At 52.3% G+C, this 19,983-nt stretch carries 14 protein-coding genes; 7 read left to right on the top strand and 7 right to left on the bottom strand.

The genetic code is table 11. The annotated features are described in order from the left end of the window. The first annotated feature begins 15 nt into the window (after positions 1–15). The gene (locus tag BUC02_RS03055; RefSeq protein WP_139260990.1) at positions 16–4,224 is read left to right on the top strand and encodes a hypothetical protein; all 4,209 of its coding nucleotides are present in this window, start codon (positions 16–18) and stop codon (positions 4,222–4,224) included. 227 nt (positions 4,225–4,451) lie between these two features. On the opposite strand, the gene BUC02_RS03050 is transcribed toward BUC02_RS03055, so the two are convergent. Then, positions 4,452–5,264 carry a sigma-70 family RNA polymerase sigma factor gene (locus tag BUC02_RS03050; RefSeq protein ID WP_072800257.1) on the bottom strand — a complete coding sequence of 271 codons (813 nt, stop codon included), beginning with the start codon at positions 5,262–5,264 and terminating at the stop codon, positions 4,452–4,454. Positions 5,265–5,734: 470 nt separating this feature from the next. Between BUC02_RS03050 and BUC02_RS03045 the strand changes: the two genes are divergently transcribed. The 6 genes from BUC02_RS03045 (at position 5,735) to BUC02_RS03020 (ending at position 12,593) form a co-directional block, all read left to right on the top strand. Further along, positions 5,735–6,514 (top strand): class I SAM-dependent methyltransferase, encoded by a 780-nt coding sequence (locus BUC02_RS03045; protein ID WP_073318463.1) that lies wholly within the window; start codon positions 5,735–5,737, stop codon positions 6,512–6,514. A 3-nt stretch (positions 6,515–6,517) separates the two neighbouring features. Beyond that, positions 6,518–7,672 (top strand): glycosyltransferase family 4 protein, encoded by a 1,155-nt coding sequence (locus tag BUC02_RS03040; RefSeq protein WP_073318460.1) that lies wholly within the window; start codon positions 6,518–6,520, stop codon positions 7,670–7,672. Further along, positions 7,665–8,687, top strand: coding sequence for a lysylphosphatidylglycerol synthase transmembrane domain-containing protein (locus BUC02_RS03035; protein WP_073318457.1), 1,023 nt, complete (start codon positions 7,665–7,667; stop codon positions 8,685–8,687). Before BUC02_RS03040 ends, BUC02_RS03035 begins: the two co-directional genes overlap by 8 nt. Before the next feature lie 98 nt (positions 8,688–8,785). Beyond that, a complete protein-coding gene (locus BUC02_RS03030; protein ID WP_073318454.1) occupies positions 8,786–11,008 on the top strand; it encodes a UvrD-helicase domain-containing protein in 2,223 nt (740 codons plus the stop codon). Further along, positions 11,005–11,814: a glutamate racemase gene (murI, locus tag BUC02_RS03025; RefSeq protein ID WP_073318451.1), complete on the top strand. Its 810-nt coding sequence runs from the start codon at positions 11,005–11,007 to the stop codon at positions 11,812–11,814. The genes BUC02_RS03030 and murI overlap by 4 nt, the downstream gene beginning before the upstream one ends. Before the next feature lie 140 nt (positions 11,815–11,954). Then, positions 11,955–12,593: a hypothetical protein gene (locus BUC02_RS03020; protein WP_073318447.1), complete on the top strand. Its 639-nt coding sequence runs from the start codon at positions 11,955–11,957 to the stop codon at positions 12,591–12,593. A 118-nt stretch (positions 12,594–12,711) separates the two neighbouring features. On the opposite strand, the gene BUC02_RS03015 is transcribed toward BUC02_RS03020, so the two are convergent. From BUC02_RS03015 to BUC02_RS02990, 6 genes are all read right to left on the bottom strand, one after another. Then, the gene (locus BUC02_RS03015; protein ID WP_073318444.1) at positions 12,712–14,823 is read right to left on the bottom strand and encodes a glycoside hydrolase; all 2,112 of its coding nucleotides are present in this window, start codon (positions 14,821–14,823) and stop codon (positions 12,712–12,714) included. Between the two features lie 154 nt (positions 14,824–14,977). Then, positions 14,978–15,604 carry an endonuclease III gene (gene nth, locus BUC02_RS03010; RefSeq protein WP_073318441.1) on the bottom strand — a complete coding sequence of 209 codons (627 nt, stop codon included), beginning with the start codon at positions 15,602–15,604 and terminating at the stop codon, positions 14,978–14,980. Positions 15,605–15,665: 61 nt separating this feature from the next. Next, a complete protein-coding gene (gene cysE / locus BUC02_RS03005) occupies positions 15,666–16,454 on the bottom strand; it encodes a serine O-acetyltransferase (RefSeq protein ID WP_073318438.1) in 789 nt (262 codons plus the stop codon). Further along, complete coding sequence (locus BUC02_RS03000) at positions 16,451–16,957, bottom strand: hypothetical protein (protein ID WP_073318435.1); 507 nt, start codon at positions 16,955–16,957, stop codon at positions 16,451–16,453. Before BUC02_RS03000 ends, cysE begins: the two co-directional genes overlap by 4 nt. Then, on the bottom strand, positions 16,958–17,503 hold the full coding sequence (gene hpt, locus BUC02_RS02995) for a hypoxanthine phosphoribosyltransferase (protein WP_073318432.1): 546 nt from the start codon (positions 17,501–17,503) through the stop codon (positions 16,958–16,960). It abuts the gene before it with no gap. Position 17,504: 1 nt separating this feature from the next. Continuing rightward, positions 17,505–19,919, bottom strand: a complete 2,415-nt coding sequence (locus BUC02_RS02990) for a DUF3536 domain-containing protein (RefSeq protein ID WP_073318429.1) — start codon at positions 19,917–19,919, stop codon at positions 17,505–17,507. Positions 19,920–19,983 lie beyond the last annotated feature (64 nt).

Genomic DNA, 19,983 nt, shown 5'->3' with positions numbered 1-19,983 from the left:
TTCGAGGGTAAGAACATGAGAAATACGGCAAAATACATTTCAATGCTTTTGTTGTCTGCGGCGGTAAGCTATGCTGCAGATGTAGATTATCCTACCCCGGAAAATCCGGCGACGGGTATTTGGATTCAGCAGATCGGCGATATCGTGCCGCATGCTGCTACCAAGGCTACGCTGTACTATACCAAGTACGAACAGAACGACCGCGTCAAGAGCATCAGCTACCAGTATAATGGTGCGGGTTACTTGCTGATGAAACCTTCTGACAAGAAGACGCTTTGTACAGAAGGCGATAACGTGAAGGGTGCCGATGGTATCGTGCACCATCCTGATGGCGACCTGTTGGTGGCTGGTCAGGGCGAAAAGATTTATAAAGTGAACAAGACCGCCAAGGCCACAGGCTCTGGAAAATGCCTTGTGAAAACCTCGACTCCTGCAACGCAGAAGGGCGGTTTCTGGCATTTGATGATGGATCCCAATCAAAAATGGTTGTGGGCCGCCGGTATTCCGGGCTACTTGTACCGATTCTCGACGGCAATGGATTCGGCTACCAAGAACTTTGCTGACATTGGTCACCAGGTAGAACTTGTGCCTAAGGAACCGGATCGCCATAACGACAAGAAATTAGCTACTGTGATTTGGGATGGCGAAGGTACGGCCTTCTTTACGTATTCTGATTATTTGGGTGGTGGTTGCGAATCGAGCGGTGGTACCAGGGCGTGTTCTGCAGAAAGACGAGGCCAAGAAAATAAAAAGGCCTATTTCGGTGTATTTACCGATACGACTTGGACGACGGTGACTAGAGAAAACCAGTCCCAGATTGGTGGTAAAATTGGCGAAAAGGTCATTACTAAAGTCGGAACGAAATCTTTGATTGACTCCTTGGAAGGTGCACATGGCGGCGCCTACGATACGTATTCCAAGACCATTTTCGTGTTCGGTGGTTCCAAGATTGTGCAGATCAAGCCGTCTTATGAAAACGGTAAAGTCACGGCGAAGAAGATTGCTGAAATTGATTTGCGTACATATTTCTTCGAAGAAAGAAATGAAAACTTGACGGGCCCGAGAACTCCGGGTGTGGGCTGGCGTTTGGACCAGGGAACCACCGATGGCTATGGTCACCTTTTTGTGGCGTCTAATACGGGTCATATGATCTTTGTGGACTATGCGGCAAACCCGAAGAAGATGATTAACGACAACGTGTTGATTCATGTGCAGTGGATCGACAACTACCTTGATGATTTGGCTCCGCTTTCGGGTGTGGGCGTGATTCGTGAAGGCGGTCATACGGGTAGCGATGAAGAAGTTTCTAGCGACTCCCAGAGTAGTTCTTCGCTGGTGGAATACCATGAATCGTCTAGCAGTGCAAAGTCTAGCAGCTCCAATAACGGCTCTAGCTCCGGCAACAATGGCAATTCTAGTAGCGGCACCAACTTGAGCTCTGCAGGCAATGGCAATAGCTCCGGTGGCGATGCTTCTAGCTCTGGCAGCAACGACGGAAGTTCCAATAGTAACGGCGGTAGCTCCAATAGTAATGGAGGCAGTTCCAATAGCAATGGCGGTAGTTCCAATAGCAATGGAAGCAGCTCCGGTAATGACAACGGTAGCAGTGGCAACGACGGTACCAGCAGCGCCGGCGATTCGAACTTGAGCTCTGGTGGAAACGGCGGACATTCCAGCAGCAACAGCAATGGTAACGGTTCTAGCAGTAGCGAACAGGGTAACGGTGAAGATGTTGGCGATAAGTCCTCTTCGAGTCGTACAATCGGAAGTGGAGAAGACGAAGGCGACGGTTCCAGTTCTTCGAGAGTGTATTTCGGTGCTGAAGACTACGATGAGGATCCGGGTACGGGCTTTGACGAATACCCGTCTGCCGATGACTTTGAAAAGGGTGATTCTCTTGTCTCGAAGACGGTGGTCCTTGTTCCCACGGATCCCGATCCGAGCAACCCGAAGGTGGTGGCGATCAATGGCAACCATTACCTGCTGACGAATGACCCCAAGGGAATTCCGATGGATTTGCACTATAATTCCGGCCTGGATTCTGCCAAGGTGGGCGATGTCGTTGCCATTACTTTGGATAAGGACAAGGTCAAGGAATATTTTGACTCTCCGGATTCGCTCCGCTTCGTTTCGAAGACGGGCGTGAAGCTGGTTGACCCGACGGACGGCTCCAAGAACGAATCCCTGGTGGTTAACGCTGACGGCTCCGTGACGATTTTCGTGACGGCAGACGAAGTGGTTCAGGGCGGTTCGATCAAGGTGTATGGTGGCAATGAAATGATCATCATTGACAATATCAACTTCTACGACCCGATTCCAGATACCCGTGTCGGCTACATCAAGGATACTGATGGCGATATGGCTTTGGACTATGTGGAAATCTTGTTGGATGACACCTTGTCGAGCAACTACTACCTGGATGGCGTGAAGTTGGTGATTGGCAAGGACACCTTGGATTGCGTGGATCCGAAGCTCAATTCTGCCCGCGACCGCATTCTGGTGGATGTCTCTAGCCTCGTGCTTCCGTCTGTCGGAGAATTCCCGAAGGATGCCAAGGCCTTGGTGACCTATGGCGACAAGGCTAGCGATGGCGCAACCTATGTGCGCGAGGCCTCGATTGTGGAAGTGGGTAGCAATGTCATTAAGGACGCCTACGCTATTCGCAACGTAAACGGTCTTGACTCGCTGTTCTTGCAGTATAACATTGACCTGTTCCCGGTGGACATCGGTATGCCCGAAATGCTGGTCATGATCAAGCAGAGCGCTGAACGCTACGGCTTCGATGTGGACCAGATCAAGAAGGTCTACATGCCTGCCAAGGATATCGTGATTCTGGTTGGCAAGAACTTCAAGCTGAAGGGTAGTGACAAGGATAGCGTGTCGCTCTATCCGGGGGCAACCTTCACGAATTTGCCGTACATCACCTCTGACGAATACGAACGCGAAGTTCCTGTCCAGGTGGTTGACAGATTCCCGATGATCCAGAATGTGGAATACTGGGATACCGATGGCGATGGCGTTCTCGACCAGGTTGTGGCCGTGTTCGACAAGAAGTTGACAAAGGATGACGTGGACGAATCCTTGTACATGTCGTTCCCGTGGTATAGCTATCGCGGAATGATGATCCAGCTGCAGGCTCAGCCTGAAAACATGAAAATCGACCCGAAGGATCCGACCCGTGTTATTTGGGACGTGTTCTCGACGACGAAACTTGCTTCCGGTGTCACGAGCATCTCTGAGAACCTGCCGCAGGCAACTATCTATACCTACTACAGGATCTTTGGCGAAACCTTCGTGAACGAAGACGTCGCTCCGCTGGTTGACAAGATGGCGCCGGTTGTGGCAAGCGCAACGCTCAGTTATGGCAAGAAGGCCGATACGCTTGAAATCAGATTCTCGGAACCGATTCGCACGAAGAACCTGAAGGGTAAGGATTTCTTCTCTTACATTCATGGCGAAGAAACAATCGAACTGAACCCGACGAGAATAGACTGGTCTCCGGATGGCCTTACTGCAAAGCTTGTCTTTAACGGAAGCGACGGAACGATCATGCCGGGTGACTCCATTGTGGTTCACAAGGGTCTTAAGGATGCGATCAAGGATAACTACGGCAATATCGCTGGCGAAAACCCGCAGGCGGTCATTATCGGAGGTCTCCTGAACCACTTGGTCGAAGCCACTCAGATGGGTACCTTCGATGTCAATGACGACACTCCGAGGGAAGATTCTGACGGCAAGAGCTACACGTTGCAGACCGTAAGCTCGGTGAACCTGCGCTACGTGCCGGGCTCGACCACCAAGGAAGACATGGAAAAAGAAGGGGCGCTTGGACAGTTGGTGCAGTTGGGCGAACGCTTTGTGCCGCAGCTTCTTGACCGCGCCCAGGTTTCTTCTGACGGTACGTACGACCCGTCCGTGCTTGATTCCTTGAAGCCTGAAGATGTGTACATCTCGTTCATCGTGAACTACTTCGATCACTTGGGCCAGTACGTGAACGACACCATTATTACGGTGCCTTGCGAAAGCCCGAAGTTCGGTGGTAACTGCCTTGAAACCGACAAGAAGGTCTTTGTGAACTGGAACTTCAAGGATCACAAGGGACGCTTCGTTGGGACGGGCGTGTACACCGTGCAGTTCAAGATGGTTGTCCGCTACGAAGACAAGAAGATTGTCGAAGAAATCAAGGACAAGTGGGGCGTTCGCCGCAAGAAACACAAGAAGTAGGCGAAAGAACGCTCGCGAGCTCGCTACAGACGAGAGACGAAAGAGTTTTGAGTCTGTGCGTGCTTTCCGAAAAGTTTGATATAAAAAGAAGTCCGGTTTTCAACCGGGCTTTTTAATTGTTGGTTGTTTGCATGACGAAACGAAGTGACCCCTACTTGTTGATTTTAGTCAGCTTGTGGGAAAGGGGTCCAGGGGGCGGAGCCCCATGCGTCATAGGCAGCGATTAATTATTTATTAATCGCTGCGAGGAATGCGTCCTTCTTGTCTTGCAAGAATTCCTTGCTGTTGTACTTGCGGATGCGGCGGAGTGCCTGGTCGCGCAGCTGACGGACGCGTTCGTGGGAGATGTTCATGGATTCGCCCACTTCGCGAAGTGTCTGCGGAGCTTCCTGGTTGATACCGAAGATGCCGGTAATCACCTTGGCTTCGCGTTCCGGAAGCTGTTCCATGAGGTCGCGGGCCAAAGCTTCGACGCTCTGGATTTCGGATTCGTTTTCCGGGTTCGTTGCGGTGCCGTCAGGCAACACTTCGGCGTAGGTCGCCTTGGAGTCTGCCTTGAGCGGGCTGTCGAACGAAACGCCGCGCTGACCGATCTGGATAAGTTCGCGGATTTCTTCGTTGATTTCCTTACCGCGGCTCTGTTCGTGCAAAGCCTTACGCACGCGCAAGTGCTGGTTGGCCGGCAAGCGAATCAGGTTGCCTTGTTCGTTAATGGCGCGGGTAATGTAAGCCTTAATCCACCACACGCCGTAACTAATGAACTTAAGACCACGAGTGTGTTCAAAGGATTCGATAGCACGCACGAGACCCATGGCGCCTTCGCTCACCAAGTCCGGCAGCGGAATCGGGCAACCACGGTATTGAATAGCGACTTTCAAAACGAAACGCATGTTGGCAGAAATAAGCTTCTTACGGGCGATCTTGTCGCCTTCTTTGGCTTTCTGGAACAGAATCTGCTCTTCTTCGCGAGAGAGGGGAGCGGTGCGTCTAATATCTTCGAGGTAACGTTTTAGAGTAGTATCAGTAGAATCAATATGCATTTTATAACCTTACATCCTTAATATCGTATTTTTTTAAGCAAGATGCGTGCCAAAAGTGTAAAAAATTAGCAAAGTGTATCAAATTTCCCGTATATTGTCACATTTTGATGAATTTTGTCTTTAAATTTAGAAAAATTGTTTCAAAAAATCAACTATTGTCGTAAATTTGTGACTAATGTGGGGTTTTAGGGGCGGAGCCCTTAGGCGAGGGGGTAAAGGAGGACTCGGCGATAGCCTGGCCGCTAAGCGAACATTCCGGAACGGCCATGTGAGCGTGCGGAGCAGGCTGAGTCGAGGCCGTATTTAGGGGGAGACTTTCCCCTTTACAGACCGTTCGGCTCTATTTCTAACAAAAAAATGTGATATAGCCTCACTCTCGCCGTCACGACTCGTTTATACGAGTCGCTTTCGGCTCACGGCAAAAATTGAATTCCAAATTTTGAATTCCGAATTAGTATATTTTACACGCTATGTCTATTAAAGAACCTGATCAGTCTGTCTGGAACAGATTTTGGCAACAGAAGAACGATATGGACAAGGTTTACCCTTCGTCTCCGTCTGTGTTGAATACGATTAAGAAGAATTTTAAACTCGAAGGCCTCAAGGTTTTGGAAGTGGGCGCCGGTACCGGTCGCGACAGCGCAGAGCTGGCTCGCTTGGGTGCCGATGTCTATGTGCTCGATTACGCTGAAAACAGTTTGAAGATTGTGGACGCCATTCGCGCGAAGGATAACCTTTACGATAACCTGAAGCTTGTGCGTGGCGATGCCTTCAAGGCTCCGTTCCCGGATTGCACTTTTGATCTTGTGTTCCACCAGGGCCTGGCCGAACATTTTAAGGATTCGCTCCCGCTGATCAAGGAAAACTACCGCATTCTAAAGCATGGCGGCCATTGCCTGTGCGACGTGCCGCAGACCGTTCACCCTTACACCGTAATCAAGCATATTCTGATTGCGATGGACAAATGGTTTGCCGGTTGGGAAAAGCAGTTCACCATGCCGCAGCTGAAAAAGCTCATGACCGATGCGGGCTTTGAATGTGTTTACGATTATGGCGACTGGATGCGCCCGAACCTCTTTTACCGCATTGTGCGTGAAGTGGGCTTCAAGGTGGGAGTCGAACTCCCGAAGTACCCGCTGCAGGGAACGGCTTACCAGAAGGTCAAGGACAAAATTCTTGATGCGCTTGAAAACAATTCGCTTATGCACTACACGCAGTTGTGCATTGGAGTTCTGGGCAGAAAGCCCTAGCCGATGAACATCCTTGTAGTCAATTACCGCGACCGGATGCACCCCGCCGCAGGGGGCGCCGAAAAGCACCTTCACCGTATTTTTTCTCAGATTGTAGAATCGGGGCACAAGGTTGTGCTTCTGACGACGGCGTTTGCCGGCTGCAAGGCCCGCGAAACGGTGGACGGAATCGAGGTGGTTCGCAAGGGGGGCGATCTGCTGTTCCAGCTCACGGTGGCGATGAATATCCGCAAGCTGGACCGTGAATTCAATTTCGATGTGGTGGTCGAGGACTTGAACAAGCTTCCGCTGTTTACGCCGTTCTTGACCAAGAAGCCTGTGGTGGTGCAGATGCACCACTTGTGGCGTAGCTCCATTTTCCATGAGGCGTCGTTCCCGATTGCCTTTATGGTGTGGGCGTTCGAACGCGTTATTCCGTGGTTCTACCGCAAGCAGCCGTTTGTGGTGGTAAGCCCGAGTACCAAGTACGAACTGGAAGAAATTGGAATTGATGAAGACCGCATTTCAGTAATCTATAATGGTTCTGACGAAGCCCATGAGGCTGCTGATGTGGATCCGTCGCAGGTCGAGAAGTCTGAAGAAGTGCCGAGTACGCCGTATTTTTTGTGGCTTTCGCGCGTGCACCGCTACAAGGGAATTTGGACGGCGCTCGAGGCGTTCGAAGAATTTGCCGAGAACCATCCGGATGTAAAGCTCGTGGTGGCAGGTGACGGCCCGCTCCTGAAAAAGATTCCGGCGTGGCTCAAGGAACGTGGACTTACGGAACGCGTCGACCTTTTGGGATTTGTGACGCCGTCGAAGAAACGCGCTTTGCTGCAGAATGCGGTGGCGCTGTTGCAGACGAGCTACAAGGAAGGTTGGGGCCTCACGGTAGTGGAAGCTGCAAGGCTTGGGACGACGACGATTGCAAGCGATGTGCCGGGGCTCCGCGACAGCGTAAGAAACGGTGAAACGGGACTCTTGTTCCCGGTGGGGGATTTTCATACTTGTGCGTCCGAAATGGACAGGCTTTATAGCGACGACGATTTGCGCACGAGACTTTCGGCGGCGGCGAAGAGTTATGCAGGCGAGTTCCGCTGGGACATTGCTGCCGAGAAGACTCTCGATCTTTTGCAGGATGCCGTTATAGAGCGACAAGTGGGGGGAGGAAATGAGTAAAATGAATGGCCGACTCAAATCGGCGTTGATTTTTTGTTTGAAGTTGGTGGTGACGATTGTCCCCGCTTACTTTGTGTACAGAAACATCGTGATGGCTCCTGACTGGAGCGTCGACGATTTGTATCGCCTGTTCAGTGCGCATAGTATTTGGCCCTTGTTTGTTGCGCTTTTGTGCCTTGGCCTTTCGAACTTTACGGCGTGTCTGCAGTGGAAGCTCTTGCTCGAAAAGCAGAACGTGAAAATGGGCTATGGTCATTTGCTCAAGCTTTATTACGTGGGCTTGTTCTTTAACAACTTTATGCCGGGCAATGTGGGTGGCGATGCCAAAAAGGTTTACGACATCCGTATGCAGGGCGGGCAAGATTCCGTTGGCGCTGGGCTGACGGCGACATTTTTTGACCGCCTTTATGGGCTGTTCTTTATTACGCTGTTTGCTCTTGCGATGGGACTTCTGTTCTTTATGCATGACGAAGCGCAGCGTTCGTTCATGTGGCCCTCGGTCTGGATTTTCCTGGGATTCTGTGCCCTATTTGCAGCTCTCTGCAGCCGTAGGCTCGGGCGCCTCTTGTGCAAGGTGCTTACGAAGATTTTCCCGAAGAAGATTAACGAACGCCTGATCCACATGTTCGAACGATTCCAGCAATTCCGTTCGGTAAAGCTTTTGGCGTCTATTAACTTGCTTTCGGCACTGACGCAGGGCCTTCGAATTCTGGTGCATTATTTTTGCGGAATCGCGGTGGGCGTGGACCTCTCGATTTCGTGGTACTTTTACTATATCCCGCTCGTTGCAATCGTGAGTGCGCTTCCGATTTCGATTGGCGGTTTTGGCCCGCGTGAACTTTTGGCGCAGTCGCTGTTTGCACGTGCCGGAGTGCCGGGGCTTGAATCGGTAGTGATTCAGTTGCTTGCTTACTTTGTGAGTCTGGTACTGAGTTTGTTCGGTGCATTCGTGTTCTTGCTCGGCGGAACGCCTGCGGCAAAAGTGCCGGCTAAGACTGAAGGCGAGCCGAAATAATTCGACGGCGCAGGCCTTGGAATACCCTGGGGCGTGCGACGGTTTTTAGATAGCGGTGGCGATTTACATGTACTTCGCCCCATTCCCTACGAGGCGTTATGGACGCCGAAGAAATCCTCAAGGGTTTAAATTCTGACCAGCGTGCAGCGGTGTTGCACGATCATGAACAAGGTGCGCAACTTTTGATTTTGGCGGGGGCCGGCTCGGGCAAGACGTCCGTCTTGACCAAGCGAATCCAGTACAGGATTCTTTGCGGTGTAGAGCCCGAGAAAATCCTGGCGCTGACCTTCACCGCAAAGGCCGCCGCCGAGATGCGGGAACGCGTGCAGAAACTATTCCCGAATGCGGGCGTGCGACTGTGTACATTCCATTCGCTTGCGCTGTACATGCTCAAGTGCAAGATTCCGTGCGGTAAGGCGGGTGCGGGCGGCGGGTGCCCGGCTTACGAACTCTTGGGCTTCAAGAAAATGCCCGTGCCGACAGAAGCGTCGGAACGTGAATTCTCGCAGGCGCTTTCGAAACTCAAGTTGAAAGTCAAGGTGTCTCGGGAAAATTTGTTTTCAGACTGCTATGGCGCGACAGTGTCGGCAAAACTGCAGCCGCTTCGCGATGCGGTGCTGGAATCGGGACAAGTCGTATTTGAAGACCTGATTTATTCGGCGATTCAGTTGCTCGAAACCAACGAGATGGCGCGGAATTACTTTCGCGAACAGTGGCAAGAAATTCTGGTCGACGAGTACCAAGACATCAATCCTTCGCAGTACCGCTTGGTGAAAGGACTGCTCGGCGACCGCAAGCAACTATTCGTGGTAGGCGACGACGACCAGGCCATTTATGGGTTCCGCGGTGCCGACATCGGAAACATCGAACGCTTTTGCGAAGACTTCAAGGAATCCACACAGATTCGCCTGGAATGGAATTACCGTTCGGTTCCGAACGTGCTGTACCTCGCCAATGACATCTTCAAGAACAAACCGATTCACTTGCGCAAGATGCTTAGGGCTGGCAACCTGAATGGCTCCGGTGGAAACCCGCTGTATAAGGAAAATCGCAAACCTGAAATCTGGGTGTCTGATAACCCTGTCGAAGAAATCCAGAAGATTGTCATGTCGATCAAGGAAATTCGCGAAGATTACGATCTAGCCTGGAAAAATTTTGCGATTCTGGTCCGCTACAACCGCCAGCGCCTTTATTACGAACAGGCGCTCCGCGACTATAACATTCCGATTGCAGGCGATGTGGTGACTGAGGCGGGCGAAATGAAAAATGGAGCCGCTGCGCCCGAGGTGACTGTTGAAGACGGTGTGCATATCGAGACGGTTCATGCGTCCAAGGGCCTCCAGTATGCGGTGGTGTATTATGCCGGATTATGTGAGAAACTTACGCCCGGGGAATGTACCGGCGACCGACAAGCGCGAAAACGCCAACTGGATGAGGAACGGAGGCTTTATTATGTGGGGGTGACCCGTGCCGAGGCGTGCCTGTTTTTGTTATATTGCAAGCGTAGATTCTGGAAAGGCAAATTGCGAAGGTTTAGACGTTCAAGGTTCTTGCCTTCTGTAACTCACCAGAATCGAAGTATGGATTTGAGTATGCCTGTATTCTTGTTTAAAGTCTATGTCGCTGTCGCTGTGTTGGGGTATATGCTGATGTATATTCTTGCGCTGCCGTATTTAAAACTGCGCTACAAAAAAAATTTTGAAGCTTGGCTTGAACACAAAATCCAGGATTTTTCAAGATTCTGCATGAAGGTGCTTCGTGTGGATTTGACTATTGAAAACCAGGCTGAGCTTGGCAAAGTCGATTGGAGCCGCCCGGTGTTCGTCGTAGGCAACCACAATTCGTTTGCCGACATTCCGATTGTATTTTTGGCACTCCAGAAGACGGTAGGTTTTGTCGCGAAAAAGTCGCTTGACCGAATTCCGTTCTTGAATTTCTGGATGCACAAGATTGGCTGCGTCTTGGTGAACCGCGAAAAGGGCGGTGCCGCCAAGGCCGTGCGCAAGGCTGTTGCCGAAAGAGGCAACTCTGTTCGCATCTTTATTTTCCCCGAAGGCACGCGCAGCAAGACGGGTGCTCTTGGAACGTTCAAGAGTGGCGTATTCCGCTTCGCTTGCGAAAACGATGCCATTATGCTTCCGCTAGTGATCAAAGGCTCGGGCCCGGTGTGGGAACGCCGCAAAGACACGAAGCGCTGCAAGGTGAGCGTGAAGGTGCTTGCTCCGATTGATGTGCTGGAGTGCCGCAAGGAAAGCGAAAAGTTCGACCCCAAGGTTCACATGCTCCCCATGGTCCACAAGATGATGGAGGAAGCCCTGTGATAGGCGTGTTCGATTCGGGCTTTGGCGGTCTTACGATTTTGAGAAACCTGCAGAAGGCTTTGCCGCAGTACGACTACCTTTACTTGGGTGATAATGCCCGCGCCCCGTATGGCTCGCGCACGTTCGAAACGATTTTCCGCTATACGTTGCAGGCGGTGCGTGAATTGTTCAGCCGCGGTTGCCCCTTGGTGATTCTTGCTTGCAATACGGCGTCGGCCAAGGCGCTCAGGAGTATTCAGCAAGATGTGCTGCCGTATGAATTCCCCGACAAGCGCGTGCTAGGCATTGTGCGACCCACTGCCGAGGAAATCGGCAAGTTCAGTCAGTCGGGCCATATCGGAATTTTCGGGACAGCAGGGACCGTGTCTTCGGGCAGTTACCTGATCGAGATCAAGCATTTTTACCCCGAGCTGCACGTGACGCAACATGCCTGCCCCATGTGGGTACCTCTGGTCGAATACGGCGAAAGGGAATCCGAAGGGGCCCGGTTCTTCGTGAAGAAGGATGTAGACGCCCTGCTCGCCCAAGACCCGGATATCGACACCGTCTTGCTCGCCTGCACCCATTACCCGCTCCTGGAGGGGGCGATCCGTGCAGCGCTCCCCGAGAAGGTGAAACTGGTATTCCAGGGGGATATCGTGTCCGAGAAGACGGTGGACTACCTGAAGCGCCATCCGGAGATGGATGCTCGCCTTACAAAAAATGGAAAAACAAGGTTTTTGACCACCGACACCGCGAAATTCTTCGAAAAAGGGGCGTCGCTCTTTGGAATGGCCGGATTTTCGGCGGAGTCAGTTACCTTTTAGCTTATAAATTTGTATCTTGCATATTGAAAATAAGCAGCGGACTGCCATAAGTAGTCCGATTGTAAGATTTATATAAAAAGGGGACTCCGGACCAAAAATTCGGGGTTCCCAAAGTTTAACCTAACTAGAGTGGATGACAAATGCCTAAAACACAGATCAATCTCGAAGGTTGGCAGGATTACCGCGGCAACGCTGCCGGTAGCTTGCTCTACGTCGAAACCAGCCACCAGTCCGAAATGCCGGTCCGTGACCAGCTGAACGAAAACGGTAAGGGTTTCCTTTATGAACCCAACTACGAAACCAGCACCTATGGTCTGATGAGCTGCTATAACGTGAAGGCGATTAATGCAATCCTCAAGGCAAAGAGCCGTTACATTCTGTTCGGCACCCGTTACGAAGGCCTGAGCGATTCCGAACTCCGCAACAAGTACCTGATTATGGGTTACATGCGTATCGACAAGATCAAGGACGTGCGTACCCGCCACATCCAGCGCTACATGGCCAACCCGGAACTTGAAGAACCGGAATGCATGCAGATGGAACACAACTGGGCTGTCTATGGCCCGATGCGCTTTGTCTCGATGAACGATGCCTTCGTGGTGACCGATGAAATCCTCAAGGAATGGGGCTACCGCGGACATGCCAGCCGTCAGCTCAAGGCTGTGTTCAAGAAGGAACATCTGGAACAGATTCTTTCTTACCTTGATTCCAAGGACGACATGATCGACGAATACATCGCGACGGTCGACGAATACAAGGAAGCTCTCGAAGAAGGGTAATGGACGTTGCTTGCGTAACGAAAAAAAAGCGGGCTTTAAGCCCGCTTTTTTTGTTGAGTAGGAAGTAGACGGCCGACAGTAGAAAGAAAAATACTGTCTACTTCCTACTTCTAACTTCCTACTTTTTTATCGCTTTCACCGTAGCGTTTTTCGTCTTCACGAGGTACATGCCCTGGCGCAGCTCGAGACGGAGTGTGCCGTCGGCGTTGAGGGCCGCTCCCTTGAGGCCGCTCCACACGAGATTGCCGTTCAGGTCGAAGACTTGTGCAGGCATGTTGCGGTCGTTGAACACGAACTTGGGGGCCTTGATGATGCCGGCCGAGCTGCAGCCTGTGGCCACGATCTTTGCGATGTAGATTCCTGTTGCGTCACTGTTGAAGGTGAGGGCGGTAGAGCCGTTATCGCCTTCCTTTTCGAGATCCACAGTGGTTTCGCTCCACTTGCCTGCGGCGGCGGTGCGGCCGTACTGGTAGTCGACCCAGCTGCCACCGTTTGCGGCACCCACGTTCACGTAGGCGTTGGATTTGTCCTGGCTACGCATGGTAATCACCAGTTCGGAGCAGTTTGCCAGTGCGGCGGCACCTTCTTCGCTGATGTTCACGAGCTGGCTCTTGTAACCGCATTCGGCCTGTTCGCAACCGGCGAGCGGAACGTTTACGTAACCGGTAATGCCGTCGAGTTCGCCGGCTTCGTAGGTGACGGCGCCGAGGTCGTCGCTCATGGCCTGCCAGGTGGAAACGTCGGTGGTCTTGGAGTAGTCGAGAATCACAACGTCTGCAGACGGGGTGATGACCGGTTCAGAGTAGTTCGGGTCGGTCGTTTCGTCTTGGCAGGCGGCGACGGTCGGGGCCACGGCGGTCTTGGTGAGAACAAGCGTTGTCACCGAGCGGGCCGGGAGCATATAGCAGCTGGCGATGGTGATGTTCTTGCTCTTGAAGCCGTTTTCCTTGGACTGTACTGCAGTTGCGACGTTCATGCCGCTGATTGCCGGAGCGTCAAGCTGAATGGCGGTCTTGCCAGTGTTGATGACAATTACGGAGATGGAGTCGCCGGAGGCGCTTGCGAAGGCGACCGTCTTGAGGTCGTTTTCGGTGGTGGTGGCAGAAATTGCCTTCCAGCCCGGATTCACGAACTTGGAGTAATGACGCATGGCGTGGTATTCAGGGCCGATGACGATTTCGTCCTTTTTGCAGCTGCCCCAGCCTTCGGTGCAAACGCCGATAAGCTGGCCGCGGCCTTCGCCCCAGAAGAGCTGCCAGGCGATGTAGCCACCGAGCTGACCGTCGGTAAAGCCGACCTGCATAATGTGGGCGAGACCCACCATGTCTTCTTCGCGAGTCTTGTCGAGCATGTTGCAGAACTCGGTCATGATAATCGGCTTGCCTTTGCCGCCGTAAGTGGAACCGATAGCCTTCATGGCCTTGCGGTAGTTTTCGGGAGCGAGGTAGTTGTTGCCGGAGTTGTCGTTGCCGTCACCGGCGTGATACAGGTGGTAGGCGTAGCCGTCCAGCTTGTTGTCGTCGAGTTCCTTGGCGTACTTTTCGAAGTTGCTGTAGCCAATACCGAGCGGCTCGGGGCCCAAAATTTTGGTAGTGCCCTTCACGGCGTCATAGACTGCATTCAAAGCTTCTTTGTAGCCGGCAGCTGTGTCTGTTTCGGTGGGGTTGAACAGGGTTTCTTCGTAGTCGGCATTCATGTCCGGTTCGTTCTGAAGGCTGATGTAGTCCGGTGTGATACCCGCGGCCTTGTAGGTTTCGAGGCTCTTTTTCCACCAGGCGGCAAAGTCACTGTAGGCGTAAGCACCATAGGCGTCGTCACTGACTTTTTTCAGGGAGTTGTCGGCCGAACTTGAACCGTCCTTACCGTTCACGCTGCCGCTCGGCTTGAGGTTGCCCGGTGCAGACCAGCTGGACATTTCGATCTTCACGTGGTTGCCGAGGCGCTGCTTGGCTGCCTGCACGATGGCGATGTCGTCTTGGCTTACCTTGGCGGTATCGGCCTGGAGCCAGTTGCCCACGCGCAAAAGAGAAAGGTTGAGGCCCGTGAAGGCGGTGTCAAAAAGGGCTTCCTTGTTTTTGTCAGCAAGTGCCGTAATCCAGCTCTGGTAATAAACGGAAGCGCCGCCGAAACCGACAATTTCTTGCTTGGTTGCGGTCGGGTCGACGGTGATGTTTGCTGCAGAAGCGATTGTGGCTGCAGCGAGGGCTGCAGTAGTCATTTTTTTCATCATAGACACAACTCCAAATTTTGTGTCAAGATAGCTTTATTTTGTAGTTCTGTTTACCCTAGAATTGTAAAAAAGAAAAAGGAATATAGGGTGCGGTTGTGAACATCCTGATTTAAGGGGGGTATTGTTCCGCAATCTAGGTTTTGGGGTATGTTGGTTACTGCTTGCAGCCGATAACGCTGCAAATGGGACATTGCTCGGGCTTGTGGCCTAACGCTTTGCAGTAAGTGCGACCGAACAAGATGATTTGTAGGTGGCGTTTTTCCCATTCGCTTTCGGGGAATATTTTCTTAAGGTCTTTTTCAGTCTGTTCTACAGAAGAGCCGTCGGAAAGTCCCCAACGTTTTGCGAGGCGGTGAATGTGCGTGTCCACCGGGAAGGCGGGAATCTTGAAAGCGTGAATCATCATGACGCTTGCTGTCTTGTGGCCGACACCGGGGAGCGCCTCGAGTTCTTCGAACGTTTGCGGAACAACGCTGTTGTACTTTTCGACAAGAATCTTGGACAAGTTGAAAATGTTTTTGCCCTTGGTGGTCGAAAGCCCGCAAGGCTTGATAATCTCGGTGATTTTTTCGACGCCGAGCTTGACCATGTCCTTAGGCGTTTTCGCCTTCTTGTAAAGTTCCTTGGTCACCAGGTTTACGCGGAGATCGGTGCATTGCGCACTCAACACGACCGCGACCAGGAGCGTGTAAGGGTCAGAGTAATCCAGTGGAATCGGCGGGTCCGGAAGCAACTCGTCGAGCGTTTCGCTGATGAACTGAACTTTGTCCTTTTTATTCATCCCACATCACACATTACACATTGCACATTGCACATTGCACATTGCACACTGCACACTGCACCTACTCGCAGTCGCGGGTGAAGTCTTGCTGCATGTTGAAGCTGGGCATTTCGTCGTGCGGCTTACCGACTTGTACGGCGGGTACGCCTGCGTAAGTCGTATGCGCCGGAACATCGCTTACCACCACAGCGCCTGCGCCAATCTTTGCGCCATCGCCGATGTGGATGTTGCCGAGCAGCTGCGCATGGGCGCCGAGCATCACTCCGTTTCCGATTTTCGGGTGTCGGTCGCCGACTTCGTTGCCGGTACCGCCGAGGGTCACGCCGTGCAGGAAGCTGACATTGTTGCCAACGACAGCGGTTTCACCGATGACAATGTTTGTGGCGTGGTCAATCAAAAGGCCGTAACCGATTTTGGCGGCCGGGTGAATGTCCATGCCGAACTTGCGGCTAATGATGCTCTGGAGCATTTTGGCGGGGAACGATCTGCCTTCTTGCCATAGGGCATGGGCGGCGCGGTATGCCTGCAGGCCTTGAAATCCCTTGAAGAACAGAAGCGGTTCCAGAAAACTTGTACAAGCCGGATCGCGAAGAACCGTTGCGTACAAGTCCTTGCCTGCGCAAGTGATCAGTTCCGGATACTTGAGGTAAAGAATTCCGAAAACTTTTTCAAGTTCAGCGCGGTCAATCACCTCGCCTGCAAGCTGACAAGAAAGAGTGACCGAAAGCATTGCGGCAAAGTTCTTGCTGTTAAGAATTTGCTCTGTGATCATCAGTACCGAAAGCGGTTCGTCGTGAACCAGTTTCTCGGCTTCGCAGCGGATTTTCTGTTCAATTTCTTCGACGGTCATTTCTTTGCTTTGTCCTTAGCTTCGCCTTCATCTTCGTCCAGAGTCGGAATAACCTTGTTTTCGCGGCATAGATTTTCTTCGCGGATTTTGAAGGTAAAGTCTACGAGGTTGTTTTCAAACATTTTCTGGTAGGGCTTTTTCTTTTGCACGCTTTCGAGGGCGCAAGTGCAGTAGTTGATTCGCTGGATGAGCGACTTTTCGCTGCCAGGAGTTCCCTTGCCGAAAACGCATTCGTGCATGATGGCGTATTCCATGGCGCGGTCATAGCGGTACTTGCACTTGTTCGGCATGTCGGGCTGGGCTGCCACGCGTTCGATAATGCCTTCGTTCGGAATGCTCGTAAATACGCTACAGGTAATGATACCTGCAATAAAGAACAGCAGGCACACGCCAAGGTTGATCAGTAGTCGTTTGCCGCGGCCAATCTTGTTGTAGCTGCGTTCTACAGCTTCGAAGGCTTGGGTGGCATGGAGTCGGACGTCATCTAAATCGTTGTTTGCCATTTAGTTGGTCTCCTGTAGTGTCCAAATGTCCGGTAGGAATCGGTAATCGTTTGCGTAGTCGAGCCCGTAACCTACCACGAATTCGTTTGCTATTTCAAAACCTACAAAATCTGCCGTGATGTTTACTTCGCGACGCTCCTGTTTGTTCAGTAAAACGCAGGTGCGGACCTCTTGGGCGCCCCCTTCCTTGAGCATTTTGCAAATTCCGAGCAATGTGGTTCCCGTGTCGGCGATGTCGTCGACCATCAGAATCCTTTTTCCGCGCAGGTCGATTTTTTCAAGCCCGTGCACATGGAGCTTGCCGCTGGATTCCGTGGAGTCGCCGTAGCTTGATGCCTTGATGAAGGCTATCTTTTTCTGGGGGGCTTTGGCGCCTTCGGCCTTGGCGAGTTCTCGGCTTAGGTCGGCGGTGAACATGTAGGCGCCGGTGAGCGCCGAAATCAGGATGTCGTAATCGTAGACGGCGACAATTTCGCGGGTGAGTGTTGCCACCCGTTCGCGAATTTCGTTTGCACTAATCAGCGGTTTTTCGGACATCCTGTACATGCTATACCTCGAAGTTCAGCCAGCTGAACATGGGCTTGAGGCCCGCAATCTTGCTGGTCGGGTACTTTACGTATTCCTGGTATGCGGGGAATACCTTGTTTTCGAGGCTGGTCTTGTCGATGCCGAGGCCAAGCCAGTCGGCCACCGTAATGAGGCCGGTAATGTGCTTGACTGCGGCCGGGTCAAATTTTTCGAAAACGGAGTCGATCAGCTTCACGAGCTTGGCATGGAACATACGGCCCGTACCGCCGAACGAGAAGTGGGTGTGCAAAGCCTTTGCCTCTTCGATCAAGTCCTTGATTTCGTCGAAGACCTTCTGGTCGTCGGTTTCCATGTAGGCGAGCGCCAGATGGTGAATCTTGGAGTTGATTTCGAGCGAAAGAATCTTGCGCATGGTGTCCGGCAGGGTATGGTCGAGGTCGGCCAGACTGTCGATTGAAAGGCCATGCGAAAGGGCGAAGTTCGAGAACGATTCCGTGAGGCTGTTCAGGTACTTCTTAGTCGAAATCTGGTTGATGCGCTTGATGGAGTCGCTCATCAGGTTACGCATGCGAACCACATAGGCGGTGGGGTAGAGCGCCTGCAGTTCCTGCGTGCTCATATTCGGATTTTCAACAAACTTAAGCCCGTTCTGCTCGTTTTCGCCATCGGCGACGACCAGGTTGATGCGGCCGAGCATGTCGGTGATGGCAAGGACGGTCGAGATGCGGCGTTCGTTGATGTACTTGTCGAAATATTCCGTGCGAACGAGTGTCTGGCGCCTGCGCGAAGCAATCTTTGTGGCGACAATCTTCTTGTTCTTTTCGGAATCGTCTTCCAGGTTCAAGTGGAATATGGCAGCCTGTTCCGCCATTTCCTTCACGACCACCGGAACTTTTTCTTCGGCATAGTTCGTAAACACTTCGGCACCGTTCCACTTGTGTTCGTTACTTGTGGCGCGGGCGAGAATGCTGATGACTTCATTCTTGATGTGGTGACCATAGGGCAGGAACGGTTCCAAAAGTTCCATGGCACGCAGGGCGTAGCGCATGTTCTGCACCGGTTCCAGACCTTCGATGTCGTTGAAGAACCAGCCACAGCTCGTGAAGCTGAACAGGCAGAACTTCTGGATTTCAAGCAGGCGGATGGCTTTCGCGCACATTTCGGCGTCATTCGGGTCTTTGACCGTTTTGTCGAGGAAAGCCTTGATGCGGGATTCGTCTTCGGGGGCGACCAGGACTTCGACAAAGTTGTTGCGAGCTTCCCACGGGTCTACGTCGGATATCTTTTCAAATTCGCGGACGAAAATATCGTCGGCGAGTTTCTTCAAGTGGTTGAAGGCATCGCGCAGCGGACCGCGCCATTTCTGGTTCCAACCCGGCCCACCGCCAGTCGAGCAGCCGCAATCGCGGTACCAGCGGCCAACGCCGTGGGCACAGCTCCAGGCGCAGCCTTCGCTGTAGAAGTTCTTGAGCATCACTTCGTGCTCGGGCGGGAATTCTTCCAAGAACCAGCCGTAGTTCACCGGCACCATGTTGTGTTCCGGTGCGTAGTGGTTGTAGAGCCAGGCGGCGCACATGTCGCCGAACGGTTCGTGGTGACCGTAGCTTTCGCCATCGGTACCGATGCTCACCAGCTGCGGTTCCTTGCGCTTTTCGTCCCAGGCGTCCTTGATGCGGTTGCCGAAGGTTTCCGCATTGCGCAGCAGGTGTTCAAATCCCACGGCCGAAGATAGCCACGGATTGTAGAAGAATACATCCAGGTAGCCGTCGCAAACGAGTACGCCGTCTTTGTTGCGCGGGTAGATGCGGTAGGGGCGAGTCGTATCAATGCTCGTGTTGCTGCAGTCAGTCCAGTTGGAATCTCCAAGCTTGCGGAACTTGTCGGCCTGCGTGGGCGAAAGAATCGTGAACTTGATGCCTGCCTTGATGAGTTCCACTACTGTTTCGAAGTTGATAGCCGTTTCGGCGAGCCACATGGCTTCGGGCGTGCGACCAAAGTGGAACTTGAAATCTTCAATGCCCCAGCGGATTTGCGTCTTTTTGTCTTCGGCGCCTGCGAGCGGCATAATGATATGGTTGTAAACCTGTGCAATCGCGTTACCGTGACCGTTCAGTCGTTCGGCACTACGCTTGTCGGCTTCTTGAATGCGCTTGTAGGTGTCGGGTGCATTCGTGCGGATCCAGCCCATCAGAGTTGGGCCGATATTAAAACTCATGTAATCGTAGTTGTTGACGATGTCAACGATACGTCCTTTAGGGCTCAAAATACGGCTTGCAGAGTTCGGACTATAACATTCACTAGCAATACGGTCGTTCCAGTCATGAAAGGGACGTGCGCTGGGCTGGTTTTCAATGACGCCAGTCCAGGGATTTTCACGAGGCGGCTGGTAAAAGTGACCATGGATCGTAAAATAAAGGGGGTGCTTCTTTTCCATGTTAACAAATATAAAAAATAGTGGGCGAAAGGCAGAGACGAGTAAACAGAAGGACTCGCATGAG

It is taken from the genome of Fibrobacter sp. UWOV1 (assembly GCF_900142495.1).
Taxonomy (GTDB): domain Bacteria; phylum Fibrobacterota; class Fibrobacteria; order Fibrobacterales; family Fibrobacteraceae; genus Fibrobacter.
The sequence above is the reverse complement of the archived record's forward strand: the minus strand, read 5'-3'. Positions and strand labels throughout refer to the sequence as shown.